A 25,618-nucleotide genomic window follows, 5' to 3' on the forward strand; every position below is an offset into this window, starting at 1 on the left:
TGACCAAGTTAATGGTGGCAGGGTGGGTAAATTGCAAGGATTTTATGAACCCCCAATTCAAAGCCCCCAATATCAGAATGAGCACCTAAAAAGCCCAATTCTAGATAGTGAGTGCCATTTAATGCTTTATTGTTATATTGATTGGCTTGTGCTTGATTATTAAAAATGGAGCGACCGTGAAATTGTCTACGATGTTCATTAACAGCAACAGCGTGAACGATGATGTTATGACATCTACTAAGCATAAGGATTGCCTACTTTAACAGGTTCGTGCTCAATTTCTTGACTGATATTGCCATTACCGTCAATATACAAAGTAACCGTTACACTTGTCTTATGCCAATGACTGGCGGGCATTCCCTTGGCAGGCATTGCTCTGCCTTGCTCCAACAACTGCTTAGGGTAAATGGTATAAGTACGCCAAGCAGATGGGGGTAGGGATTGGGCGTAGTTGTTTCTTAGTCTATCTTTTTCTGCAATTAAACTGTTATAATAAATATCGGGATTGATATTTATTGTGGCATATTTAAGGTTTAACTCTTTTGGTAATGAGTTGGCATTTATACTATCACTTTCAATACCCCAAGTAATATATTTGGTGTTTTGTTTAAAAATTCTTTTAAGTTCAGGTGTATTTTCAAAAATCACAACGCCTTGATAATTTTCTGGCAAGTTGCTACCAAGTCCAAGTATCATTTCTGTCTTTGTACCAACCATTTCCGCAATAACGCATCCACATACTGACAATGATGCAAGTAGAGCGATAAGATTTTTTAAAATGAGATTATATGTCATAACTGTCTCCTATTTCTTAACTTGCTTATGAAGCGGTATGCCTGAACATAGTTGCTTATCACTTAAAGCTGTTTCGCTGCTTTTGATTTCTTTATTGGTATATTTTAAATCTATCCCATAATGACATTTTAACCAATACAAATAGTCATTGATGGCAATGATTTTATTTTCATCATTAGCTGCCATCAACACCGCATCTTTAACCAGATTACCAACATAAGGCACACGCTCTTTTTCAAAAAAGCCTTTTTGTTTATTTTTTGCGATGATTTCAGTGGCATTTTGTAGCTTGTCTAATTTTTTATTATTTGGATTTTCAAAGGCTTTGGTGTCATTCCAGTTTAATTCCAAATGTTTAAAGTTATTAAGTATCTTGGTTTTGTCATAGTCTTTTGAGCTGTCAGTTGCCCATCTAAACTCACCGCCTAGACTAAAAGGGAGGGTAAATGAACTGTCGTGAACAATGGGGTTGTTGATTTGTTTGTATTGGCTATAATCTTTAAACTTGATGTTGCCTTTTTCTTGTGCCTGTTTTATCATCCACATCAAGGCAACATTAGACAAATCCCCACTCTCATACCCACCCCCAATATCCGAGTGAGCACCTAAAAAACCTTTTTCTAGACGGTATTTGTCATTGATGGTTTTATCATTTTTACTGTTAGCCTCCGTTTGACTGATATAGATAGACCGTCTGGCAAATTCAGCACGGTTTTCATTGGTGGCAACAGCGTGGACGATGGTTTGAAAGTCGCTATTTGAGACATCTAAATTCATTCCAAAAGCTCTGATGTTTTGCATATCGTTATCCTGATTTACTACCAAACACTATCACTCAACACCAATGTCCGCTCAATGTTTTGACTAACCTTACCATTACTATCTATGTATAAAGTAACGGTTACTCTGCTTTTGGCTTTTTGGTCATCAGCTACCTTGTCATAACGAGTATCCCATATTGGCATAGAAGTTCCCTTGTCCAACAACTGCTTGGGGTAAATGGTGTGCGTACGCCAAGCAGATGGGGGAAGCTTGTCTGCCTGTAATTTAATATAATTATCTAATCCCATTGACCAAGCTCTATCTTTTTCCCAAGGAATGATGGCGTAATTGATGGTTAGGGTATTTGGTGGATTGCTACCAAAACCATCCCCATTATAGCTGTTAGCCCATAAATCGTATGGATTGTTTGCTTTGTTGGTTTTTATGATGACGGCCTGTTGATAAAAATCCGCTTGGCGTTTTGCTACATATAACTCGGTTTTTACTCCAAAGACTGCTGATGAAAATAAGCAACCAGTCAGTATTACACCAAATAAGGAGATGGCTAATAGTTTATTCATTATTTGTCTCCTTCAACATAGTTTTGCAAAGGAGTTCCAGAGCATAGTTTTTCTTCACTGAGATTGCTTGGGATAAAATCCTTGTTTCTTTCTGTTTTTAAAGCCAATCCGTAATTACAATTTACCCAAGTAATATAGTCGTGCAAGGCAATGATTTCACCCTTCCCATTCGCCATCAACACCGCATCTTTAACCAAATTGCCAACATAAGGCACACGCTCTTTTTTAAAAAAGCCTTTTTGTTTATTTTTTGCGATGATTTCAGTGGCATTTTGTAGCTTGTCTAATTTTTTATTATTTGGATTTTCAAAGGCTTTGGTGTCATTCCAGTTTAATTCCAAATGTTTAAAGTTATTAAATATCTTGGTTTTGTCATAGTCTTTTGAGCTGTCAGTTGCCCATCTAAACTCACCGCCTAGACTAAAAGGAAGGGTAAATGAACTGTCGTGAACAATGGGGTTGTTGATTTGTTTGTATTGGCTATAATCTTTAAACTTGATGTTGCCTTTTTCTTGTGCCTGTTTTATCATCCACATCAAGGCAACATTAGACAAATCCCCACTCTCATACCCACCCCCAATATCCGAGTGAGCACCTAAAAAACCTTTTTCTAGACGGTATTTGTCATTGATGGTTTTATCATTTTTACTGTTAGCCTCCGTTTGACTGATATAGATAGACCGTCTGGCAAATTCAGCACGGTTTTCATTGGTGGCAACAGCGTGGACGATGGTTTGAAAGTCGCTATTTGAGACATCTAAATTCATTCCAAAAGCTCTGATGTTTTGCATATCGTTATCCTGATTTGAGCCAAAGGCAGGGACGGTGTCGTATAGTCCCATAAAGTTGAATTTGAAGTTAATGCCAAAGAGATTTTTTTTGGTGTTTCCAATAATTGAGAATATCTATTGTGTGTTCCATTTTGTTGTCTATAACAACTGTATGAAATTTTAATTCTACATATCTGTCGTTTCTCTCTGTAAATTTTGATGAAGTAATATCAAAATTTTTCTCTTTGTTTCCGACGGGATTCTTGTCTTTTATGGAATTTTCAATAATTTCTTTGGTGTTTATGGTGTAGGTCTCCCAAGCATCTTGTGGAATTGTATTATAAAGGCTGTCAACATAGTCGTCCATTTTTGTACAAGTTTTCATTGTTTCATCATCAAGATATGCTGGGTCACAAAAAATTGTATTTCGCTTTCTTGGGATTGTTGTATATCTAAATGTTAAGTTTGGTATGTTGTTCCATTTTTTAATATTAAACAAGCAGGTTCCATAGTGAAAAAATCTATCATTATTTTTTATCCTATCATCTGGATTATACCCAATGGCTAGATAATAAAGACCACAATAGGATTTCATTGGTTCCAACAATTCATAAATAATAATTTGATCTCTTGTATCATCATTTAGACTGTGTGGAGAGTTGAATGTAATTGTACTAATCTCTGATTTTGGACTGGCACAGGCTGTTAATGATGTGAATAGATAAAACACTGTCATAATTTTTATAAATTTCATCTCTTATTCCTTATTGAATTTGAACAGAAAGACCATCAAGACTATAACCCTTATTTTTAAGCCAATTAATATAATCTTGAATGAGTATATATCTTTGATTATTGCCAATCGCACCCTTGCCGTACAAGATTGTGGGCTGACCCTCTCCATCAATACCTTTAAATGCCCTAATCTCATCAACTTCTGGACAATCATTAATAAAGGGTCCACAAGCCCATCTTTTCATATACTCACCACTAAGGCGACGTATGTCATCAAATCGGTTTACTCCCTTTGGTTGATAAGATCGGCTATGTTCCCAATTAAATTTTAGGTGCGGAATGCTAGTAAATTGCTCTACACTACCATTTTCAGTCCCTGCCCAGCGAAATTGACGACTTGGACTAAAAATAATAGTTCCAGCAGCTCTCTCCACTCCAATACTATCGTGAACGATAGGGTTGGAAATTCTTTTGTCATTGGTATTTAATTTAATCTCAGTTTTAGTGCTTTGGCTTTTATATAGCTTATTAGCCTCATTTGCCATCCATACCAAAGTAACATCAGATAAGTCGCCATCTTTATACCCACCCCCAATGTCCGAGTGAGCACCTAAAAAACCTTTTTCTAGACGGTATTTGTCATTGATGGTTTTATCATTTTTACTGTTAGCCTCCGTTTGACTGATATAGATAGACCGTCTGGCAAATTCAGCACGGTTTTCATTGGTGGCAACAGCGTGGACGATGGTTTGAAAGTCGCTATTTGAGACATCTAAATTCATTCCAAAAGCTCTGATGTTTTGCATATCGTTATCCTGATTTACTACCAAACACTATCACTCAACACCAATGTTCGCTCAATGTTTTGACTAACCTTACCATTACTATCTATGTATAAACTAACCGTTACTCTGCTTTTGGCTTTTTGGTCATCAGCTACCTTGTCATAACGAGTATCCCATATTGGCATAGAAGTTCCCTTGTCCAACAACTGCTTAGGATAAATGGTATAAGTACGCCAAGCAGATGGGGGTAGGGATTGGGCGTAGTTGTTTCTTAGTCTATCTTGTTCTGCTTCTGTAATTAAACGGTTATAATAAATATCGGGATTGATATTTATTGTGGCATATTTAAGGTTTAACTCTTTTGGTAATGAGTTGGCATTTATACTATCACTACGAATACCCCAAGTAATATATTTGGTGTTTTGTTTAAAAATTCTTTTAAGTTCAGGTGTATTTTCAAAAATCACAACGCCTTGATAATTTTCTGGCAAGTTGCTACCAAGTCCAAGTGTCATTTCTGTCTTTGTACCAACCATTTCCGCAATAACGCATCCACATACTGACAATGATGCAAGTAGAGCGATAAGATTTTTTAAAATGAGATTATATGTCATAACTGTCTCCTATTTCTTAACTTGCTTATGAAGCGGTATGCCTGAACATAGTTGCTTATTACTTAAAGCTGTTTCGCTACTTTTGATTTCTTTATTGGTATATTTTAAATCTATCCCATAATGACATTTTAACCAATACAAATAGTCATTTATGGCGATAATTTTATTTTCATCATTAGCCGCCATCAACACCGCATCTTTAACCAAATTGCCAACATAAGGCACACGCTCTTTTTCAAAAAAGCCTTTTTGTTTATTTTTTGCGATGATTTCAGTGGCATTTTGTAGCTTGTCTAATTTTTTATTATTTGGATTTTCAAAGGCTTTGGTGTCATTCCAGTTTAATTCTAAATGTTTAAAGTTATTAAATATCTTGGTTTTGTCATAGTCTTTTGAGCTGTCAGTTGCCCATCTAAACTCACCGCCTAGACTAAAAGGAAGGGTAAATGAACTGTCGTGAACAATGGGGTTGTTGATTTGTTTGTATTGGCTATAATCTTTAAACTTGATGTTGCCTTTTTCTTGTGCCTGTTTTATCATCCACATCAAGGCAACATTAGACAAATCCCCACTCTCATACCCACCCCCAATGTCCGAGTGAGCACCTAAAAAACCTTTTTCTAGACGGTATTTGCTATCAGATTGTTCTATGCCATTGTTGCTATTGGCTTGGCTTTCTCCTGTGTAGATGGAGCGTCTGGCAAATTGTTTGCGGTTTTCGTTGGCTGCGACTGCGTGGACGATGGTGTTAAAATCACTGCCTGAGACATCTAAGTCCATGTTAAAATTTTCGGTGTTTTGCATATCGTTGTCTTGTTTTGTATTGATTGGAGATTAACTCCAAGGGTTTGTGTATGGTTGAGCCCAAGACAAGGTTTCTTGATAGTTTATCACTAGTATTTTATTTTCTTGACCGCATATAGATGAGCATTTTATGCTTTGTATATCTATTTTGTACTCCCATAATTTATCAACATTAAATGGGTTGGGTATTCCTATTGGGAACGCATAAATTCCAAAGTAGATAGGTTTTCTGTACCCAATTGGTTTTTGATGCTTGGTGTGCTGTATTTTGTGTGATAAATCTATATTTTGGTATTGCCAATCTTCTTCTGGAATTGTATCAATTTTCTGAAAAATCTTATCATAGTATTTTTCTAATTCATAATATTCTGTATTATTTGGTACAATATCATCAATATTGATCATTGAATAATAAAATCCGAAGAAACTAGAATGGCTTTTTTTAAGGTCATTATAGTTTATATCACAATTAAAACTTAATAAGTAGTCTGAATATTGATTGTTACCTTCAATCCAAGCAGAATCGTAACCTTGCTTGCATAGCTCAAAGTTGTCTGCTTTTTTAAATACAATAATATATTTTTTATCTAAATTTTCATTTTCAACAGATATATTTATGTTTGTTTTTCCAAAAAATGGACTAATTTCATAAATCATTTGGTATACAACAATCAGAAATATAGCAATAGTTTTCTTTTTGTGTTTATTGATAAATTTCTCTATTTTGTATAAGAAACTTATCAAAAAATTTAATTTAAATTCCATAACCATTACCTCTCAACCATTCTATATACTCTTTAATTTTTATTTGTTCATCTTTATCGTATAGAATTTCTTTGTCAGAATCATATTTTAGTTTCTTATAATCATTCATTACATCGGTTGCACTTCTAGTCGGACAAGTACCGTCTTTGCGACTACAAGCTGGTAATTGAGACAATTTAAGGTACTCTTCTGAGTATCTTTTAACTTTTTCAAATTTCTTTGATTTGTCATTTTCAAATTGTAAGGTGTCTTTCCAATTTAGTTTTAGATGACTAATTTTCTCAAACTGACTAATACTATTACCATCTTTTGCCCATAAGAATTGTCTTGATGGTTTATATTGGGATAAGGAATATACACCAACATTGTCGTGTACAACAGGATTGGTTGTTGAATGATAATTGTTTTCTGTAATCCATTTTCGGTCTATTGTGACATTTGATTTTTCAGCTTGTTTTATTATCCACATTAAAGCAGTATCAGACAAATCCCCATTGGCATAACCTCCGCCAATATCAGAATGAACCCCAACGTATGCCACTGGGAGTTACCACCATATCCATTGGCACGTCCCAAGGTTTTTTTGGCAACGCATCAACCACCTGAAAATCGTAACACCAACCAATGATGAGTGGCTTGGGCAGTTGCAAACGATGTGATTTACTAAGCGTGGCGTCATAATAACCACCCCCCATGCCCATGCGAGTGCCAACCTTGTTTACTGCCACCAAAGGACAAAACAGCACATCAAGCTGATGTGCTTCCAATAAATATTGCCCATGTTGTTGTTGCATGCCCAATTTATGTCGATAAGTTGGGATATTGATGAGTCGAGATGATGCAATGGGCGTAAATCGCAACCGCTTATAAGGGTTGAAAACAGATGACGGTGGTGTCTGTCCCCAAGAGCCAACAATCGGTAAAAAAGCCCTAAAGCCATGACGCTGACACCATGCCAACAATGGCTGAGTAGGCATCTCACCAAAACCATCATAATAAATACCCACACGAGCGTTTTTGGGCAGGCGTGTGGTGAGCTTGTGTAACCAAAGACTGGCATGGGCAGCAGCATGCTGACGCTGATGTGATGACAGCTGACGGCGTTGTTTGCCCATTTGTCGACGCAGTATGGGAGCGATTGTGTTGTTCATGCTGTCATTGTCTATGTTGTTGTTATCTATGCTGCTGTTATCTATGTTGTCGTTCATAAACAAAACCTTAAGCAAAATTGCGTGATGTTAGGTTGGGGTGTAAAATGCCTGATGGCACAACAACAATATGATGATTGGATTGTTGATGTTATTTGATGTTTCATATTTCAGTCATACCAACACAAGGAAAGACAGCAATGACCAGCACAACAATAACCACCCGTAGCGAAAAAGACACCATGGGTGAAATACAAGTCCCCGCTGATGCTTATTGGGGGGCTCAAACCCAACGTAGCCGTGAAAACTTTAAAATTGGCGGCGAAACCTTACCCAGACCCATGATTGAAGCCATGGCACTGGTAAAAAAAGCCGCCGCCATCACCAACGCCAGTTTAGGCCGCATCGAAGAGCGTCAATGTGACCTTATTGTACAAGCAACTGATGAAGTCATTAATGGCGGCATGACTGATCAATTTCCTTTGGTGGTCTGGCAGACAGGCTCAGGCACTCAGTCTAACATGAACATGAACGAAGTGCTTGCCAACCGTGCCAACGAAATTGCTGGCAATGAGCGTGGCAGTTATCAGCCAGTACACCCCAATGACCATGTCAACCATGCCCAATCAACCAATGACAGTTTTCCCACTGCCATTCGTGTGGCGGCTGCTCGGCAAATCAACAGCCTGCTTATCCCAGCAGTTACCGCTTTACGTGATACCTTGGACGCTAAGGCAAAACAATTTGCCAACATTGTCAAAATCGGTCGCACACATCTACAAGATGCCACCCCTTTAACCTTGGGTCAGGAGTTTAGCGGTTATGTCAGTCAGCTTGACCATGCTTTGATTCGCATTGATAACGCCTTGCAAGGTCTGTATGAATTGCCATTGGGTGGCACAGCCGTAGGAACAGGGCTAAATGCTCACCCAGATTATGCCATTAAAGTTGCCATTCAGTTATCAGAGCTGACGGGGTTGCCATTTATCACAGCCCCTAACAAGTTTGAAGCCTTGGCTGCTCGTGATGCTGAAGTGTTCGCATCAGGTGCTTTAAAGACCTTGGCAACCAGTCTGAATAAAATCGCCAATGACGTGCGTTGGTTGGCATCAGGGCCACGTTGCGGTATCGGTGAGATTCAAATCCCCGAAAACGAACCGGGTTCATCCATCATGCCAGGTAAAGTCAATCCCACCCAATCTGAAGCCATGACCATGGTGGTGGCACAAGTGTTAGGTAATGACACCACCATCAACGTGGCAGGAGCATCAGGTAATTTTGAACTCAATGTGTTTAAACCAGTCATTGCTTACAACTTGCTACAATCCATAAAATTGTTGGGTGATGCTTGTAACAGTTTTAATGATAACTGTGCGGTTGGTATTGAGCCAGTTAAAGAAAAAATTGATGATTATCTGCATCATTCGTTGATGTTGGTTACCGCCTTAAATCGCCATGTTGGTTATGAAAATGCCGCTAAAATTGCCAAAACTGCTTATAAAGAAAGCAAAACCTTAAAACAAGTGGCGGTTGAACTTGAGCTGATGACAGCAGAGCAGTTTGATGAATGGGTAATCCCAGAAGACATGGTATCACCTAAATAAGACGATGTTTTAGTACATGGTTTTAAGTACATGGTTTTAGTTTGTGCTTTAATTTGATAGAAAAATCCTGCCATTGGCACATGGCAGGATTTTTTAATAAATATCTTTTAATAAATATTTTTTAATTTTTAATAAATATTGTGGCAATGGGTCATCAGGGTTGATGGTCATGCTATGTTCTTGTTTAGGAATATGCCTTATCTTATCAAGGATAAAAAATTAAGGATAAAAAAATGATTGATTTTGCATTATTAACAACCTATGTGTTATCTATTGTGCTTTTTTTAGCAACCCCAGGACCAGTAACGCTATTGGTGGTTAATGCAAGCACTAAAAATGGGTTTCTTGCAGGGATAAAAACGGTCATGGGAACGAATACCGCCTCTTTGGTGTTAATTGTCATCTCTTTTATCATCATGAAAGGCGTGTTTTCTGTCAGTGAGGTGGCGTTAAATTGGTTAACATTAATAGGTTCTTTATATTTATTATATTTTTCAATAGGCATCATACGAGATAAAGTGGACATGCAAAAAACGATTGCGAATAACCAACCTAACATAAGCAAAAATCACGTTAAAGATGGTTTTTTAATCGGCATTTCTAATCCCAAAGACATATTATTTTTTATGGCTTTTTTTCCAATATTTCTGAGTGTTTACCCAAGCAACATCAGTATGTCAATGCTGATATTGGTGATGATTTGGATGATGTTTGATTATTCCATTCTTTCTATCTATTCTTTTATTTTTTCAAAAATAAATCATAATCAGACTGCTAACATGATAAATAAGTCATCAGGAGTGATGTTATTATTGGTGTCAATATATGCAATCAGTCAAATGACACATGCTTTATATGTTTTTTATGGTCATTAACTCTAAAACCATCATTTTAATGATTTTTTTTGAAATTAAAATCATCGCTTATGTCATACACCAATATTTAACCCATCAACCCAAAACAGCCAGCCTAAAATGGCACAGGACTTTGCCATTCCATCCATACATTTAAGGTAGGGTGTTTTAATCGTAATTTATGAGCATGTAAACACAATCTGCCTGCCAACTGCCGTGCCATGCCATCAGCATAAATGGGGTCACCCAGCATCACATACCCAAGGTGGGTCATGTGTACTCTTAGCTGATGACTACGCCCTGTTACAGGTTTGAGCGATACTCGAGTAACGGCCTGTCCTTGTCTTATCTCATGATGCAATACTTCATAATGTGTCAGTGCCGCCTTGTGCCAATTGGGGTCGGTGATGTGTTTGGGTTTATGGTTAGGGTCATAGCGGACAGGAATGTTGACACTGCCTTTTTTGCCCGCCACTGCCAGCACACCCATGACCACCGCTTCATAGTGCTTTTGGGGCAAGCGGTCAATGAATTGCTTGCTGATGTGGCTTTGGGCGGTTTTTGATTTGGCAAATATCATGATGCCAGATGTGTCCATGTCTAGCCGATGAATGAGCTTGACGTTTGGATTGACAAACTCAAGGCGAGACAGTAAGCTGACCTTCAGCTGACGACCATCGACACTCAGCAAACCAGCTGGCTTATCAACCAACCAAATGTCATCATCTTCAAATAAAGTGATGTTTTTGGCAAATTGATAAAAAAAATCTGGTTTGTTACGCAAGCGATGTTGTTCTTGTTGGTTAAGCTCATCGATGCGTTTTGGGCTTAGGTTGCCAGTTGGCTTATTTAACGAATTTTGCTGAGTTTGGGGCATGTTAGGCTCACGTTTAATAAAATTTATCGCAATCATTCACATCATTAACGCAGTATTACAAACAGACACACTAAAAAATGTTAAGATAATAGCAGTTAATTCACCAAAAACCTAACGTGCGTGCATCAAGTCTTTATGTGCGTGTCTTATCTGGGTGTTTTGGCTTTAACATTTGTATTTTTTAAATATTTTTTAAACAAAGGAAATGATTATGTCTGCCAATATCGTAAATGCCACCGATGCCACTTTTGAACAAGAAGTACTTAAGTCTGATCTGCCTGTGCTGGTAGACTTTTGGGCAACTTGGTGTGGTCCTTGTAAAGCAATCGCCCCAACCTTAGAAGCCTTATCTGATGAATATCAAGGTAAAGTGAAGATTGTGAAAGTTGATGTTGATGCCAATCCACAATCTGCTGCCCAATATGGCATTCGTAGCATTCCAACCTTATTTATGTTTAAAAATGGTGAAAAAGTAGACATGGTTATGGGTTTACAACCCAAGGAACAACTTGCTCACTTATTAAACAAATACGTATGATTTATCCCCATTTGGTTGTTTTACCATTGTCTTAATTCTTAATGTCATCTATAAAGTTATCTTAATAAAGCATGACTTTTACGGTCATGCTTTTTTGTTGATGAATGTGTTGACTCAGTTAACAAACACTCAGTTAACAAACACTGTTAACAACCGTCTTAAACCATTAACTTTAATACGGTACTTTGGTAATATGGAAATACGGCACTTTGATAAAATGGACAGTTTGGTAAAATGGATAATATGGCACGTTGGTTGTGGTTGTTTTGTGTTCAATCATCGATGACGTCTGATTGTCTTATGACGCATTTTTAATTGTCTTATGATGTCTTATGATATGGGAGTTGGTGGTGTACGGAGCATTGATGGTAGATGTGGCAGGGACACGTCTAAATAAAGCAGACATAGAGCTGATTGGTCAGATGCAAGTTGGTGGCATCATTTTATTTGCCCGTAATATACAAAGCCCAGAGCAAGTGCGTGAGCTGTGTGATGCCATTCATCAAGTTAAAAGACAAAGCATCAGTCAAAAAAGCACCCATCAAGAAACAACCAACGAAACAACAATCAACGAAACAACAACCAACGAAACAACAATCAATCAGCAAATCTTAGTGGCGGTTGACCAAGAGGGTGGTCGGGTGGCACGGTTACAAGAAGGCTTTAGTCCGTTGCCAGCCATGGGAGCCATTGGACAACGGTTTGAGACAGACCCTTGTCATGCCTTGCGATTGGCGTATCATGCAGGCTATCTGATGGCAGCTGAGGTATTGGCGGTGGGCATTGATTTTAGTTTTGCTCCTGTATTGGATTTAAATGGCATCAGCCAAGTGATTGGTGACCGCAGTTTTCATGCCAAGCCACAAGTGGTGACTGCCCTAGCAGGTGAGTTTATCCATGGCATGAAATCTGCTGGTATGGCAAGTACAGGTAAGCACTTTCCGGGGCATGGTTCGGTTGCCCCCGATTCGCATGTGGCGATGGCGGTTGATGACCGATGTTATGATGACATTGCCAATCAAGACTTATTGCCCTTTATGCGTCATCTGCCTTGGCTTGATGCACTGATGCCTGCTCATGTGATTTTTTCGCAAGTAGATGACCGTCCTGCTGGATTTTCTCGCATTTGGTTACAGCAGATAATCCGCCAAAAGTTAGGTTTTGATGGGGTGTTGTTCTCTGATGACTTGTCCATGAAAGCAGCTCATGTGGCAGGTGATGTTACCAAGCGAGTGCAAGCTGCCATATCCGCAGGGTGCGACATGGCGTTGGTGTGTAATGATGCTCAATCTGCCATGCAAGCAGCCCAATTTGCCACGTGTTTACCCATGCCCAATCAGTCACGCCTTGCCAATATGGTAGGTAATATCCCTGTTTGGCAAGGTTGTTTGGCAAGTACGGCTGCCCAATTGCCTTTGTATTCAGATGCCAAAGCATCGATTGCAGACTTTATGGCAAGCTTAACCAGCTAGTTTTTATCCATCTATCTGACCTGCACATGAGGGTTATTCATTGCCCGTTGAGACCTTTGCCATGACTGATGACCATAAGCCAACAGACAAGCCAATCGATGTTAAAACTGACATCAACCTAAGCACGGATAAAAAAGCCAAAGCCACTGATGTCTCTTTGGTGTGTGATTGCCCCAATAAAACTCAGAGTCAGCAAGATGACAAACAGCGGTCTTTCTTTATGATGAAAGGTTATCAGTGGTTACTGGCATTAACGCTGATATTGGGCGCATTATTGCTGGTGGTGTATCAGACCTTTTTGGGTCAATCCACACAGCCTGAACAGTTATTTACCGTGGAAAGTGGGCAAAGTTATTATGGGCTTATCCCCACATGGCAATCAAAAGTTCCCCTGTTTTCTGCCACGCTTGCCAAGCTTTATATCAAAACCCAAATTGATGCCCCTTTATACGCAGGCGTGTATCAACTGCCTGCTAACCCCACTTTTTTGCAAGTCATGCAAATACTTGAGCAGGGAGCTGATATTGCCATGGTCAAGGTGCAAATCATTGAAGGTAAAACTGCCAAAGACCTATATGCCACCATTAAAGACACCCAAGGCGTTGCCATTGAAATTTTAGACAAATCAGACGATTTAAATCGTTTAAAACAACGCCTTGGTATCGATGCCACCACACCAGACGGTAAATATGCCAATAACTTAGAGGGTTGGTTTGCGCCCGATACTTATTTGTTTGCCAAAGGCAGTAGTGATAAACACATATTAACCACGTTATATGACAAACAACGTCAATTATTAACAGACGCATGGGCAAATCGAGATGAGAACCTGCCTTACAAATCGCCCTATGATGCCCTAATCATGGCATCTATCATCGAAAAAGAAACAGGCATTGCTGAAGAACGAGAAAAAGTGGCAGCGGTCTTTATTAACCGCTTACGCCTAGGCATGCGATTACAAACCGACCCCACCATCATCTATGGCATGGGCGAACGATATGATGGCAACATTCGCCGAGCCGACATTAATGAAAAAACTGATTATAATACCTATCAAATTGATGGCTTACCACCAACCCCCATTGCCTTACCATCAAAAGCTGCCATCAACGCTGCCATGCACCCTGCGGATATTGATGCCTTATATTTTGTGGCGACAGGCACAGGTGGACACACGTTTAGCAACACCCTAAAAGAGCATAACCAAGCAGTACAAGAATACTTAAAAATCATCAAAAATCAGTGAGTGATGACCATGACTATCGCACAGATGACACCATTTATCAGCTTTGAAGGCACAGAAGGCGTGGGTAAGACCACCGCCATTAGCCATTTATGCAATCGCTTGCAAGAACAAGGCATTGATTTTGTGCGTACTCGTGAACCGGGGGGTAGCCAGTTTTCTGAGCGTCTTAGACAGATATTATTAGACTCACAAAGTCAGATTCATGATGACAGTGAACTTTTATTAATGTTTGCTGCTCGCAGTGACCATTTGGCACAGTTGATTTTGCCAGCATTGCACGAGGGCAAATGGGTGATTTGTGATCGTTTCACCGATTCAACCATTGCCTATCAAGGGTTTGGTCGTATGATGGATACGCATGACAATACGCATGATAATAATAGGAATGTTGAAAGCCATCAGCAACAATTGGCAAAAATCCAAACATTAACGGATTTATTTGTTCCACGATTACCAGACATGACTTTTTGGTTGGATTTACCAGTGCGTGATGGTCTTGCCAGAGCGTGTAAACGCAGTGTGGCAGACCGTTTTGAACAGCAGACTGTGGCATTTTTTGAGCGAGTATATCAAGGATATGATTACCTTGCTAACAAGTACCCCAAGCGGATTTACCGTATTGATGCCAGTGGGACATCAGAGCAAGTGGCGATGCGAATTTGGGCATGTATGAGCAACAGCAAGTTTTAGCAATGGCTTAAAACCCTAAAATACCAAGCCCATGCGTCAGCCCCTAATGAAAACATTGTCATTAAAACAGCATCGTCATTAAAACAGTGTCCATTGTTGATTGCCAAACAATATGCTATAAAATAATGCGAATGATTCACACCAAAGCAAACTTGTCAGCCATATTTTAAACAAAATTAAAAAGGAAGCTTTATGAGCCGTCGTGTCGCTAAGTCCGCCCAACCCTTAACCTTAATGACTCGCACCGCAGTAAGCTTGATGCTTGCCGTCAGTACAGCATTATCAGTCAATTTAACTGCCACTGCTTTGGGTGTTGGTATGGTTTCCCTAAGTTTAGGTACAACTGCTCAAGCCAAGGTTACCGCCACCGATTTTTCGGATTTGGTCAGTCAAGTTACCCCTGGCGTTGCACGGGTTAACGTTACCAAAGAAATCAGCCATGAAGAGCTGGCAAAAGCACAAACGGTTGAATTGCTCAGACAATTTTTTGGTAATCGACTACAACTGCCTGACACACCACCCATACCAGCGGTGGAACATGCGTATGGTACGGCATTTTTTGTCACCAAAGATGGTTATATGCTGACCAATCATCATGTCATTGAAGGGGCAGACACCATCACCGTTACTTTAAGTGACCGCCGTGAATTAGATGCTAAGCTTATTGGCAGTGATGAACGTTCAGACGTGGCGGTGTTGAAAGTAGAAGGTAATGATTTTCCTGCGTTGCCATTGGGGGACTCTAATGCCATCAAGGTGGGTGAATCAGTATTGGCAATCGGTTCACCTTTTGGTTTTGATTATTCAGCTTCAGCAGGCATTGTTAGCTCAAAATCTCGTAACTTTTCTCGTCAAGCCAGCGTGCCATTTATCCAAACCGATGTGGCACTCAATCCAGGTAATTCAGGTGGTCCTTTATTTAATCGTCAAGGACAAGTCATCGGTATTAACTCTCGCATCTTTAGCGGCACAGGTGGCTATATGGGGCTGTCATTTTCCATTCCCATTGATGCGGCGATGAATATCTATGCACAGTTAAAAGACACAGGCGAGGTCAAACGAGCTTATTTTGGTGTGTACCCACAAGACATTGACCGAAATTTGGCAGAAGCCTATGGCTTGGCATTGCCACAAGGAGCGTTGGTAACACAAGTATCGCCCGAATCACCTGCCAGTAAAGCAGGGCTTAAACGGGGTGATGTCATCATAGAGTACAATGGTGAACGGCTACAAAGTGCTGATGACTTTGTCAATAAAGTCAATCAAGCTCACCCAAATGACAGATTTGATTTGCTTATCCAACGTAACAAAAAACCACAACGAGTTTATGGCACATTAAGTGCCGCCCCATCTGACATGCAGGCTGATGACAATGGTGCGACTAACAACACCATCGCCTTGGGAATTCGTTTGCGTGAGTTGACCCGTGTGGAAGCCAAAGAGTTACAAGCCTTTAGAGTCGATAATGGCGTGTTGATTACTGCCGTAACACCGACAGGATTAGCAGCTCGCTCAGGATTGCAGGCTGGTGATGTGATTACCAATTTACACCAAAAACCAATAACAAGCATCGCAGATTTTATTTATGCTTTAGAATCACTACCAAAAAAAGGGGTGGTAACCATCGAAATTATCCGTAATGGCATTCCTGCCATCATTGGCTTGAGAATTGAAGACTAACTTAACTAACTTAGGGGTACGCCCTAGGCTTGATATGCTGATTGAGCATGCCAAATCAGCATGTCAAATGAAATAAGCCAATGTAAATATAAGCCAATGTAAATAAAGGCAATCGCTGGAACTGGACTTATCACCATCAGTGGTGATGTGCTAAAATAACAAAATAGATGCTTTAATTTGGTGCTTTCATTTAACTGGGTGCTTTAGTCATGATAAGCACTGCCAGCAAGCAAATGATGATAAGCAAACAACGAACAAGCGGTAAAAAGGCAAACATATGACCACAGCGTATGATGACATCAAAGGTGTGTTGCAAGGCTCTATAGTGGCACTGGTTACCCCAATGTTACCCAATGGCGACTTAGACTATACACGATTGGCTGACCTAATCGATTGGCAAATTGAGCAAGGCACACATTGCTTGGTGGCGGTAGGGACAACTGGCGAATCTGCCACACTGACCGTCAAAGAGCACAGCGAAGTCATTGAATTTTTTGTCAAACAAGTGCGTGGTAGAGTGCCTGTCATTGCAGGCACAGGGGCAAACAGCACCCACGAAGCCATTGAACTGACTCGCCGTGCTAAGGTCGCTGGGGCAGATTGTGCTTTATTGGTTGCCCCTTATTATAACAAGCCCACCCAAGAAGGCTTATATCAGCATTACAAAGCCATTGCTCAAGCGGTCGATATGCCACAGATGCTTTATAATGTACCGGGGCGTACCGTGGTGGACATCGCCCAAGAGACTTGCGAACGTTTGGCAAATATTGACAATATCATCGCCATCAAAGATGCCACAGGCAATATTAACCGTGGTCAGTTACTTTGTCGTGCCTTAAGCGGACGCATGACTGTGTTGTCAGGCGATGATAATACCGCCCTTGAGCTGATGCGTTATGGCAGTAAAGGTAATATCTCAGTCACTGCTAACATTGCCCCACACGCCATGAGCCAAGTCTTTGCTGCTGCTTTACAAGGTGATTGGGACACTGCCCATCAGGTGCATGATGGCATTAAACATTTACATCAAGATTTGTTTGTGGAATCAAGCCCCATTCCTGTCAAATATGCACTATATAAAATGGGTAAAATCGATAAAGGTATCCGTCTGCCATTGGTATGGTTATCCCAACAACACCATGACAGAGTCGATGTTGCCCTAAAGCAAGCAGCTTTGATTTAACTGTCTTTAGTATAACTGTCATTCGTTGACTTTATTATCATCAAGTTACCATTTGCAATCGTTTATGATTAGGACTGATTTGCCATGCCAACTTTATTTCACTTTGTCCGTACCGCTTTCATCGTGCTATTGGCAAGTATTGCCATGTTAGTAACAGGCTGTCAAAGCACCAAAAACTTATTTGCCCAATATGATAATGGCAGTTTGGACTATCAAAACAGCAAATTACTTGCCCCCATTCATCTGCCAGTCGAGCAAGAGACACAGCCATTTGTGCCACTTTATCCCATCATTGACTTAGGCGACAGTACGATTGATGTTAAAAATGCGTCAGGAAAACAATATCAACTGCCAACACCGAGCCAAGATTTAACCAGCCCATAAACCATCAATCATAAGCCATCAGCCAACCCAAGCGATTGTTTATTCATCTTTATTTGTCATCAAAATTTACTAAGGCTCTCATTATGCAAAAGCAACAATTACTTTATAAAGGCAAAGCCAAATCTGTCTATGAAACCGATGACAGTGATTTTTTGATTTTACATTTTCGTGATGATACGTCAGCATTCAATGGTGAGCGTGTGGCACAGTTGGCACGCAAAGGACAGGTAAATAACCGTTTTAATGCCTTTATTATGCAAAAACTGGCTGATGCTGGCATTGAGACCCATTTTGAAAAACAACTCAGCGATGATGAGGTGTTGGTTAAACGCTTACAGATGATACCTGTTGAATGCGTGGTACGTAATTATGCCGCTGGCAGTTTGGTGCGACGTTTGGGGTTGCAAGAGGGGCAAACGCTTAACCCACCAACCTTTGAGCTGTTTTATAAAGACGATGCCTTAGGTGACCCAATGGTCAATGAATCATTGGCGGTGTCATTGGGTTGGGCGACCCAAGAGCAGTTGAATGAAATGAAAACACTCACCCATAGAGTTAATGACGTGTTAAGCGAGTTGTTTGCTCAAGGTGATTTGATGTTGGTGGACTTTAAGCTGGAATTTGGCGTATTTCATCATCGCATCGTATTGGGCGATGAATTTTCACCTGACGGTTGCCGAATTTGGGATAAAGCCACTAAGAAAAAACTGGACAAAGACCGCTTTCGCCAATCGCTGGGTGATGTCATCGAAGCGTATGAAGAGGTTGCCAATCGTATTGGTGTGCCGTTATAAGCTGCCATCTGTTTTATGTACAAACTCACCGTTTTTATCCCTGATGAACAGTTAGAATCTGTTAAGTCTGCTTTGTTTGCTGCTGGAGCAGGTCAGATAGGCAACTATGGTGATTGCTGTTGGCAAGTCAAAGGGGTGGGGCAGTTTATGCCATTGGCAGGCAGTCAACCACACACAGGTCAGCAAGGACACTTATATCAAAATGAAGAGTGGCGAGTGGAAATGGTGGTGGCAGATGCTTGTCTGTCAGCAGTCATACAGGCATTAAAGAGCAGCCACCCTTATGAGACACCTGCATACGATGTCATCGCCATGATTGACGTTTGATTGGCATGTCAACCATTCATATTTAAATAAATTTAATATTCAAAACACTTTTTTCTCAACGATGGCAAAAAACAAAAAAATGTTCATAGTTGAGCCGCCAATACTGCCCCATCTCGAATGGCTCGCTTGGCGTCTAACTCACCTGCCAATTTTGCTCCGCCAATGATGTGATAGCGACTGCCCTGATAAAGCACTGATGGGGTGATGTCATCATCTGTATGAGCGAGATTCTTATTGCCGATGATTATTTGTGACAGTTTTGTGATGGGGTCTTTGGCGGTTTTTTTATGTTTTTTTTGCAGATTTTGGTCAGATTGATGATGGACAGTTGGCATCAGTTCATTGACTGATACTTGTCCTGCACACACCACGATGGTATCAACTCGCAATAGTTGAGCCTGACCGCTTGCGTTAATAAGCCAGATGCCTTCATCGGTGATTTTGTCGTACTGCACACCAGAGAGCTGATAAACGCCATGGTTTTTGACATGGGCTTTATGTACCCAACCAGTGGTTTTGTTTAAACCTTTGCCCAAGCGTCCTTTGGTGCGTTGCATCAGATATACTTGCCGATGTGGGGTGATGGCGTGTGGTTGAGTCAGACCGCCTTGCTTGGCATATTCTGCTTGTTGAGTAACCCCCCATTCATCTCGCCAATTGCTAATGGATTGTGGTTTGGGACGATGGGCTAGGTCATTGAGCTTGCCTGACTTGGCAAGACTGACCAAGTCTTGAGTGTGGGTGGCGGTCAAAAATTCAGCCACATCATAGCCAATACCACCCGCCCCAATCACCGCCACTCGCTTGCCTGCCACCACTTTACCAGATAATAAATCGGCATAGCTGATGACATTGGCACGTTCTGCCCCATCGAGCTTACCAACCAATGAACGTGGCACAACCCCTGTGGCAATGACCACATCATCAAATCTTTGTTCAGCCATCAGCTCTGGTGTAACTTGAGTATTCAGCACTATCTTAACCCCATGATGGTTTAACTCATGGTGAAAATAGCGAATGGTTTCATAAAATTCTTCTTTACCAGGAATGACTTTGGCATAGTTAAACTGACCGCCCAGTACATCTCGGGCTTCGTATAACGTCACTTGATGCCCACGTTTGGCAGCCACCAGAGCAGCACTCATGCCAGCCACACCACCGCCGACCACACCAATATGTTTGGCTTTTTTAACTGGTGGATAGGTAAGTTCGGTTTCATAGCAGGCTTGTGGGTTGACCAAACAAGTGGAACGTTTATGCTCAAAGGTGTGGTCAAGACAGGCTTGGTTGCAGGCAATGCAAGTGTTGATGCGTTCTGGTGTGTTTGCTTTTGCTTTATTCACCCATTGAGGGTCAGCCAAAAACGGACGAGCCATTTGTATCAAATCCGCCTGCCCACTGGATAAGATGCTCTCTGCGGTGCTTGGCATGTTGATGCGATTGGCAGCCATGACAGGGATATTGACCGCTTGTGTTATCACAGCGGTAAAGTCAGCAAAAGCGGCTCTTGGCACACTGGTAACGATGGTTGGCACACGAGCCTCATGCCAACCGATGCCTGTATTGATGATGGTTACGCCTGCGTCTTGTAAGGCTTTAGCAACAATCACCACCTCGCTCATGTCATTACCGTCTTTAACCAAATCAAGCATGGATAAGCGAAAACAGATGATAAAGTCATCACCCACCGCTGATCGCACTGCTTTAACCACCGCTAAAGGAAAACGCATTCGAGCATGAATATCACCCCCGTACTCATCAGTACGACGGTTGACGTGGCGACTTAAAAATTGATTGAGCAGATAGCCTTCTGAACCCATGATTTCCACACCGTCATAGCCTGACCGCTTGGCAAGTGTGGCACAATCAGCAAAATCTTGTACGGTTTTTTCAATATTTGTGCGACTCATCTGTCGTGGTTTAAACGGTGAAATCGGTGATTTGATGGCACTGGCGGACACCACAAACGGATGATAACCATAGCGTCCAGAATGCAAAATTTGCATCAAGATTTTGCTGTCGTATTGATGCACCGCTTGGGTAACTTTCTGATGATTAAGAATGTCTAGCTGATGATTTAGCGTACCACCCATGGGCAAAAGCCAACCTTGACGATTGGGCGAGATGCCCCCTGTTATCATCATCGCCACACCGCCTTTGGCACGCTCAGCAAAATAAGCCGCCAGCTTGTCATAATGATAAAAGCGATCTTCTAATCCTGTGTGCATTGACCCCATGACCACTCGGTTCTTTAGGGTGGTGAAACCTAGGTCTAACGGTTTAAATAAATTTGGGTAAGTGCTGTGGTGGGTCATGGGTGTTCTCGCTAGGTTGTTGTGATTTATTAATAACCGCCAACAACCCAAAAGAAAAAAGAGAGAAAGACGTCAGTAATCAACCCAAAAATGCATTATACATCCATACTAACTTTTCTTGGGCTTGTACATAACCAATCACCAAATCGGTAGAACCTTGGTCATCGGCTTCTTCGGTTATTTGTGCCACTTGACGTTGCTCTTCAATCAATTCTTGCAAGCCTGCCACCAAGCCTTTGACGCATTGTTTACCATCAAAGACATTTTTATCTTCTTTAATGGCAGCATGCTTCGCAAAATCACTATAAGCATGCAACGGTGTGCCTCCTAACGTTAAAATGCGTTCGGCAATTTCATCAATCTGTAGTTGTAGCTCGGTGTATAGCTCTTCAAATTTGGTATGTAAAGAGAAGAAATGCTCACCTTTGACATTCCAATGATAGCCACGCACATTGATATAAAAAATGTGATATGAAGACAGCAATTTATTTAATTGCTCAATCACAGCAGACATGTCTTTTTTTTCTAAACCAATTTGGTTGGTGGTCATGATGTTATTCCTTATGTTGATAAAAGCCATGTTGATAACAGCTTGAATGTTAATGAAAGATGTTAACAAAAACTGTTAACAAAATTTGTGTTATTCCTAAAAATAGGTAATAGAGCCTAAAAGTCTAAAACAAAGTTTAAAACAGCATGCCCTATTACCATCTATATCCTAACAGAGATAAGGGAAATATAAACTCATTTTTACAATCAGAAAAATAAATCAAATAAAAATCTATATTTTATTTTTAGGGCTGACGCAGCACAGATAACTAAAACGTTTGTGGCAACGTATCGGCTTGAATGCCTTTGTTTGGTCTGACTTCCATCAAATGCGTTAGCACGGTGTCAATGGGGAATTTATCTTTTATCAGACGTTTAGGCAGGATTTGACTGCCATGCTGACCCTTTAACTCAAACAATATAAAAATAAACTCATCAGTCTCATCCCAACTGGTAACTGCTGACCAAGGAATGACCGCTTGTTGCACGCCAGAGCCACGCATTTGTAGACCACGCATGGCTTTATTGCTGGGTTGTGGTTGGTTGGGGGCAGGCATTGACATGATAAGCCCTTGTTTTTGTACCCCCAATTTGATTTGCTTCATTTCATCGGGCATTTTTTGAGTTGCCATTTGTTTTTCAAATTCTTTTTGCACATACCATTTAAAGCCAATGGTGCGTATGATGACATACAATGCCACACCAATGAGCATCAACCAAAATAACAGGGTTGAGTACCCTGACACCATGACCAGCCCCACGATTGCCAAAATGGTCATGATTGCCATGATGCTCCATTCTTTGGTCTTGATTTGTGCCAAGTCAAATGATGGGCTGCTTTTGGCAAATAATGCCAGTTGAGCTTGTTCAAACTCTTGTTTGGACATGTTTAATGGGACGGTCTGTAGGGTGTAGGGGTACAATGCCATGAGAAGTCACAACTTAAAAAAATAATAAAAAACTTGTTTATCAAAAATGGCTAACGCTTGCTTTATCAAAAATTTGCTGGATAGACTTGATGGAATCATTATCAATCTGTATTTTCCTTGCAAATCACCGACGATGATTATCAGGCAGATTGATGTTCATCTCAAGTACGTCTAGGCTATCTTCATGACGATGGTTGATATTCACATCATCAATTTGTACCCCATTGACGTATTTATTGACCACTTCTAAGATTTCTCGCTTCATTTTTTCGATACGGTCGGGGGTTAAGCGGTTATGTAAGCGGTTTTCGCTAGCAACGATGACTTTTAATCGCTCAGTCGCTGTATTGGCACTGCCAGTTGTGGGTGTGTCTAGACCAAATAAATTGCTCCAAAATCCTCTTTTTTTATTCATATTACCCTCCAAACCAGCGTTGCAAGAAGCTCTTTTTCTTCACGTCAATGTGGCGAAGTGGGCGCTCTTCTCCTAAAAATCTGGCAACGATGTCATCATAGCATTGCCCTGCTGCTGAATTGCTATAATGAATGACAGGTTGACCTTCATTTGATGCTTTTAGCACGGTTTGGCTCTCTGGGATAACACCCAATAAAGGCACTTTTAGAATGTCGTTTGAGATGGTGTCGATGTCCATCATCTCGTGAGCAGCAGCTCGCTCAGGGTTGTAGCGACTGATGACCAAATGTTCTCTGACTGAGCCAGTGTCTTCTACCACATGCTTGGTGCGGCTTTGTAAAATACCGATGATGCGGTCGGAATCTCGTACTGAAGAGATTTCTGGGTTGGTAACGATGATGGCTTCATCAGCATGATACATGGCAAGTTGAGCCCCACGTTCAATCCCTGCAGGTGAATCACAGATGATGTAGTCAAATTGCTCAGACAGCTCTTTCATCACCGCTGCCACACCTTCATCGGTTAAGGCATCTTTATCACGAGTTTGGCTGGCTGGCAAAATAAACAGATTATCCAACGTTTTATCTTTAACCAACGCTTGCGATAAGCGAGCGTTGCCAGTGATGACATCAACAAAGTCATAAACGATGCGGTTTTCACAACCCATGACCAAATCTAAGTTGCGTAACCCCACATCGAAATCAATCACTACGGTTTTATGCCCCCGTAAGGCAAGACCAGTAGCGACTGACGCACTGGTGGTGGTTTTTCCCACACCGCCTTTTCCTGAAGTGACAACAACGATTCTTGCCACGATGGCTTCCTCCTATGATGATAAAGCCTTGACGATGTCCTCGCCATGCTCTTATGCTAAACAGTCAAATCATGTTAAAAAATATGAGCCAAAAATATGAGCTTAGGGTAGCACAAAACACCCAAAACGCCTAGTGGCTGTTGAGTGTTCATTGACGTTTATGGCATGAAACTTTGACATTAATTTTTTAACATTAAGTTTTTAATGCTAAGCTTTTAATATTAAGCTTTGAGTCTTTAGTTTTTATGACTTGTTACTGCCGAATCCATGAGTGTGTAGACAATGCCATGCCCTTCTTGGTAACTCACCTGTACGGCTTTATCCAGATAATCTTTGGGAATGTCATCTCGAAGTTGCCATGTGCCAGCCACAGAGACCAGTGATGGATTGAAATTTTGGCAAAAAATCTTGGCATTTTTATCACCTGTTGCTCCTGCCACCAGTCTTCCTAATCCTCGTCCGTAGACGTGTAGATTACTGTCAGTGATGGCTTCTGCTCCATCATTAACGCTGTTGGTGATGATTAAATCACCACCAAGATGTTCGATGCGTTGTCCTGAACGTAAGATTTGCGTGACCACCTTGACCTGATTGAATGTGGCATCGGTCAAATGGGTGTTGTCATTGGATAAGTCCATGGCATCAGCTTGTGATGGGGTGTCTTGCGTGCCAATGTTCTGTGTGTCAGCGGCTGGCTTGATGTCAGTTTTGCTGTTTTTTTGAGTTTTTTGAGATTTGGCTTGTGTCTCAACTCTGGCGATGCGTTTGCCATCATCTGGAAAGATTGCCAAACGCAATGTTTTGGCTTGTTCGGACAAGTTACCACCAACCACGCCAATCGGTTGTAGCCCCCATTGCCATAATATGTCCACCAATGCAGGCAAATCTTGTGACACATCGCTGTCGATGACCACAGGAATTTGGCTGTTTTTGTTATCGATGGTGTGTTTCAGTTGGGCATTGATGAGAGTCAGGTCATTGCTTTGTAAATGCAAACGAGAAAAGGTCAACATTTTGCCAAAAAAAGTAAAGGCATCATTTTTTTGGTTCATGGGGCTGGTGTTGGTCTCAATGTGGTTGTTGGTCTCAATGTGGGTTGGTTGATGGGTTGTGTTCATTAATGTTCCTTAATGCTTTTATATGGGGTGGTCATTATCAATGAAAACATGCCTGATGTTTTGCATTGTT

General features: G+C 40.8%; 30 protein-coding genes. 11 read left to right on the forward strand and 19 right to left on the reverse strand.

The features are described from left to right. Nucleotides 1-8 precede the first annotated feature (8 nt). From WDM69_RS01670 to WDM69_RS01725, 12 genes are read right to left on the reverse strand one after another with little or no spacing between them, the layout of a single operon-like run. Nucleotides 9-245 carry a phospholipase effector Tle1 domain-containing protein gene (locus WDM69_RS01670; RefSeq protein ID WP_338755547.1) on the reverse strand — a complete coding sequence of 79 codons (237 nt, stop codon included), beginning with the start codon at nt 243-245 and terminating at the stop codon, nt 9-11. Further along, nucleotides 238-795, reverse strand: coding sequence for a hypothetical protein (locus WDM69_RS01675; protein ID WP_338755548.1), 558 nt, complete (start codon nt 793-795; stop codon nt 238-240). The genes WDM69_RS01670 and WDM69_RS01675 overlap by 8 nt, the downstream gene beginning before the upstream one ends. A gap of 9 nt (nt 796-804) precedes the next feature. Next, nucleotides 805-1,596, reverse strand: a complete 792-nt coding sequence (locus WDM69_RS01680) for a phospholipase effector Tle1 domain-containing protein (protein ID WP_338755549.1) — start codon at nt 1,594-1,596, stop codon at nt 805-807. A 17-nt stretch (nt 1,597-1,613) separates the two neighbouring features. Next, nucleotides 1,614-2,138 (reverse strand): hypothetical protein, encoded by a 525-nt coding sequence (locus WDM69_RS01685; protein ID WP_338755550.1) that lies wholly within the window; start codon nt 2,136-2,138, stop codon nt 1,614-1,616. After that, a complete protein-coding gene (locus WDM69_RS01690; RefSeq protein ID WP_338755551.1) occupies nt 2,138-2,980 on the reverse strand; it encodes a phospholipase effector Tle1 domain-containing protein in 843 nt (280 codons plus the stop codon). Before WDM69_RS01690 ends, WDM69_RS01685 begins: the two co-directional genes overlap by 1 nt. 16 nt (nt 2,981-2,996) lie before the next feature. Further along, on the reverse strand, nt 2,997-3,662 hold the full coding sequence (locus WDM69_RS01695) for a hypothetical protein (protein ID WP_338755552.1): 666 nt from the start codon (nt 3,660-3,662) through the stop codon (nt 2,997-2,999). A 10-nt stretch (nt 3,663-3,672) separates the two neighbouring features. Continuing rightward, nucleotides 3,673-4,449: a phospholipase effector Tle1 domain-containing protein gene (locus tag WDM69_RS01700; protein WP_338755553.1), complete on the reverse strand. Its 777-nt coding sequence runs from the start codon at nt 4,447-4,449 to the stop codon at nt 3,673-3,675. 17 nt (nt 4,450-4,466) lie between these two features. Beyond that, nucleotides 4,467-5,042, reverse strand: a complete 576-nt coding sequence (locus WDM69_RS01705; RefSeq protein ID WP_338755554.1) for a hypothetical protein — start codon at nt 5,040-5,042, stop codon at nt 4,467-4,469. 9 nt (nt 5,043-5,051) lie between these two features. Further along, nucleotides 5,052-5,846, reverse strand: coding sequence for a phospholipase effector Tle1 domain-containing protein (locus tag WDM69_RS01710; RefSeq protein WP_338755555.1), 795 nt, complete (start codon nt 5,844-5,846; stop codon nt 5,052-5,054). A 30-nt stretch (nt 5,847-5,876) separates the two neighbouring features. Further along, entirely contained in the window at nt 5,877-6,611 is a 735-nt protein-coding gene (locus WDM69_RS01715) for a hypothetical protein (RefSeq protein ID WP_078307447.1), read from the reverse strand. After that, complete coding sequence (locus tag WDM69_RS01720) at nt 6,601-7,152, reverse strand: DUF2235 domain-containing protein (RefSeq protein ID WP_078307449.1); 552 nt, start codon at nt 7,150-7,152, stop codon at nt 6,601-6,603. The genes WDM69_RS01715 and WDM69_RS01720 overlap by 11 nt, the downstream gene beginning before the upstream one ends. After that, nucleotides 7,127-7,819: a 5-formyltetrahydrofolate cyclo-ligase gene (locus WDM69_RS01725; RefSeq protein WP_143823305.1), complete on the reverse strand. Its 693-nt coding sequence runs from the start codon at nt 7,817-7,819 to the stop codon at nt 7,127-7,129. The genes WDM69_RS01720 and WDM69_RS01725 overlap by 26 nt, the downstream gene beginning before the upstream one ends. Before the next feature lie 155 nt (nt 7,820-7,974). Between WDM69_RS01725 and fumC the strand changes: the two genes are divergently transcribed. Both fumC and WDM69_RS01735 read left to right on the forward strand, forming a co-directional pair. Then, nucleotides 7,975-9,363, forward strand: coding sequence for a class II fumarate hydratase (fumC, locus tag WDM69_RS01730; RefSeq protein ID WP_078307587.1), 1,389 nt, complete (start codon nt 7,975-7,977; stop codon nt 9,361-9,363). A gap of 233 nt (nt 9,364-9,596) precedes the next feature. Then, nucleotides 9,597-10,238: a LysE family translocator gene (locus tag WDM69_RS01735; protein ID WP_078307451.1), complete on the forward strand. Its 642-nt coding sequence runs from the start codon at nt 9,597-9,599 to the stop codon at nt 10,236-10,238. Between the two features lie 94 nt (nt 10,239-10,332). Here WDM69_RS01735 and WDM69_RS01740 read toward each other — a convergent pair whose 3' ends face one another. Continuing rightward, complete coding sequence (locus WDM69_RS01740; RefSeq protein WP_078307589.1) at nt 10,333-11,094, reverse strand: RluA family pseudouridine synthase; 762 nt, start codon at nt 11,092-11,094, stop codon at nt 10,333-10,335. A gap of 211 nt (nt 11,095-11,305) precedes the next feature. Between WDM69_RS01740 and trxA the strand changes: the two genes are divergently transcribed. The 9 genes from trxA (at nt 11,306) to WDM69_RS01785 (ending at nt 19,408) form a co-directional block, all read left to right on the forward strand. Further along, nucleotides 11,306-11,632, forward strand: a complete 327-nt coding sequence (gene trxA, locus WDM69_RS01745) for a thioredoxin (RefSeq protein WP_078307452.1) — start codon at nt 11,306-11,308, stop codon at nt 11,630-11,632. Between the two features lie 350 nt (nt 11,633-11,982). After that, nucleotides 11,983-13,104, forward strand: coding sequence for a beta-N-acetylhexosaminidase (gene nagZ / locus WDM69_RS01750; RefSeq protein ID WP_078307591.1), 1,122 nt, complete (start codon nt 11,983-11,985; stop codon nt 13,102-13,104). Between the two features lie 61 nt (nt 13,105-13,165). Further along, complete coding sequence (mltG, locus tag WDM69_RS01755; RefSeq protein ID WP_338755556.1) at nt 13,166-14,350, forward strand: endolytic transglycosylase MltG; 1,185 nt, start codon at nt 13,166-13,168, stop codon at nt 14,348-14,350. Nucleotides 14,351-14,353: 3 nt separating this feature from the next. Continuing rightward, nucleotides 14,354-15,040 carry a dTMP kinase gene (gene tmk, locus WDM69_RS01760; protein ID WP_411350601.1) on the forward strand — a complete coding sequence of 229 codons (687 nt, stop codon included), beginning with the start codon at nt 14,354-14,356 and terminating at the stop codon, nt 15,038-15,040. A gap of 234 nt (nt 15,041-15,274) precedes the next feature. Beyond that, nucleotides 15,275-16,720 (forward strand): Do family serine endopeptidase, encoded by a 1,446-nt coding sequence (locus WDM69_RS01765; RefSeq protein ID WP_411350850.1) that lies wholly within the window; start codon nt 15,275-15,277, stop codon nt 16,718-16,720. Between the two features lie 277 nt (nt 16,721-16,997). Next, entirely contained in the window at nt 16,998-17,903 is a 906-nt protein-coding gene (dapA, locus tag WDM69_RS01770) for a 4-hydroxy-tetrahydrodipicolinate synthase (RefSeq protein WP_338755557.1), read from the forward strand. 84 nt (nt 17,904-17,987) lie between these two features. After that, complete coding sequence (locus WDM69_RS01775) at nt 17,988-18,287, forward strand: hypothetical protein (protein ID WP_078307457.1); 300 nt, start codon at nt 17,988-17,990, stop codon at nt 18,285-18,287. An 83-nt stretch (nt 18,288-18,370) separates the two neighbouring features. Next, nucleotides 18,371-19,081: a phosphoribosylaminoimidazolesuccinocarboxamide synthase gene (gene purC, locus WDM69_RS01780; RefSeq protein WP_078307458.1), complete on the forward strand. Its 711-nt coding sequence runs from the start codon at nt 18,371-18,373 to the stop codon at nt 19,079-19,081. A 15-nt stretch (nt 19,082-19,096) separates the two neighbouring features. Continuing rightward, nucleotides 19,097-19,408: an NGG1p interacting factor NIF3 gene (locus WDM69_RS01785; protein WP_338755558.1), complete on the forward strand. Its 312-nt coding sequence runs from the start codon at nt 19,097-19,099 to the stop codon at nt 19,406-19,408. Between the two features lie 83 nt (nt 19,409-19,491). On the opposite strand, the gene WDM69_RS01790 is transcribed toward WDM69_RS01785, so the two are convergent. The 6 genes from WDM69_RS01790 to minC all read right to left on the reverse strand — a co-directional run bounded on the left by WDM69_RS01790 (nt 19,492) and on the right by minC (nt 25,482). Then, nucleotides 19,492-21,723 carry an NADPH-dependent 2,4-dienoyl-CoA reductase gene (locus tag WDM69_RS01790; protein WP_338755559.1) on the reverse strand — a complete coding sequence of 744 codons (2,232 nt, stop codon included), beginning with the start codon at nt 21,721-21,723 and terminating at the stop codon, nt 19,492-19,494. A 79-nt stretch (nt 21,724-21,802) separates the two neighbouring features. After that, nucleotides 21,803-22,273, reverse strand: a complete 471-nt coding sequence (locus tag WDM69_RS01795) for a Dps family protein (RefSeq protein ID WP_143823306.1) — start codon at nt 22,271-22,273, stop codon at nt 21,803-21,805. A 268-nt stretch (nt 22,274-22,541) separates the two neighbouring features. Further along, nucleotides 22,542-23,201 (reverse strand): YcxB family protein, encoded by a 660-nt coding sequence (locus WDM69_RS01800; RefSeq protein WP_078307462.1) that lies wholly within the window; start codon nt 23,199-23,201, stop codon nt 22,542-22,544. Nucleotides 23,202-23,325: 124 nt separating this feature from the next. Continuing rightward, nucleotides 23,326-23,616, reverse strand: a complete 291-nt coding sequence (gene minE, locus WDM69_RS01805) for a cell division topological specificity factor MinE (protein ID WP_078307463.1) — start codon at nt 23,614-23,616, stop codon at nt 23,326-23,328. Nucleotide 23,617: 1 nt separating this feature from the next. Continuing rightward, nucleotides 23,618-24,430, reverse strand: coding sequence for a septum site-determining protein MinD (gene minD / locus WDM69_RS01810; RefSeq protein WP_078307465.1), 813 nt, complete (start codon nt 24,428-24,430; stop codon nt 23,618-23,620). A 236-nt stretch (nt 24,431-24,666) separates the two neighbouring features. Further along, on the reverse strand, nt 24,667-25,482 hold the full coding sequence (gene minC, locus WDM69_RS01815) for a septum site-determining protein MinC (RefSeq protein WP_338755847.1): 816 nt from the start codon (nt 25,480-25,482) through the stop codon (nt 24,667-24,669). Nucleotides 25,483-25,618: the final 136 nt, after the last annotated feature.

Origin of the sequence: Lwoffella lincolnii, assembly GCF_037201985.1 — a bacterium.
Taxonomy (GTDB): Bacteria; Pseudomonadota; Gammaproteobacteria; order Pseudomonadales; family Moraxellaceae; genus Psychrobacter; species Psychrobacter lincolnii.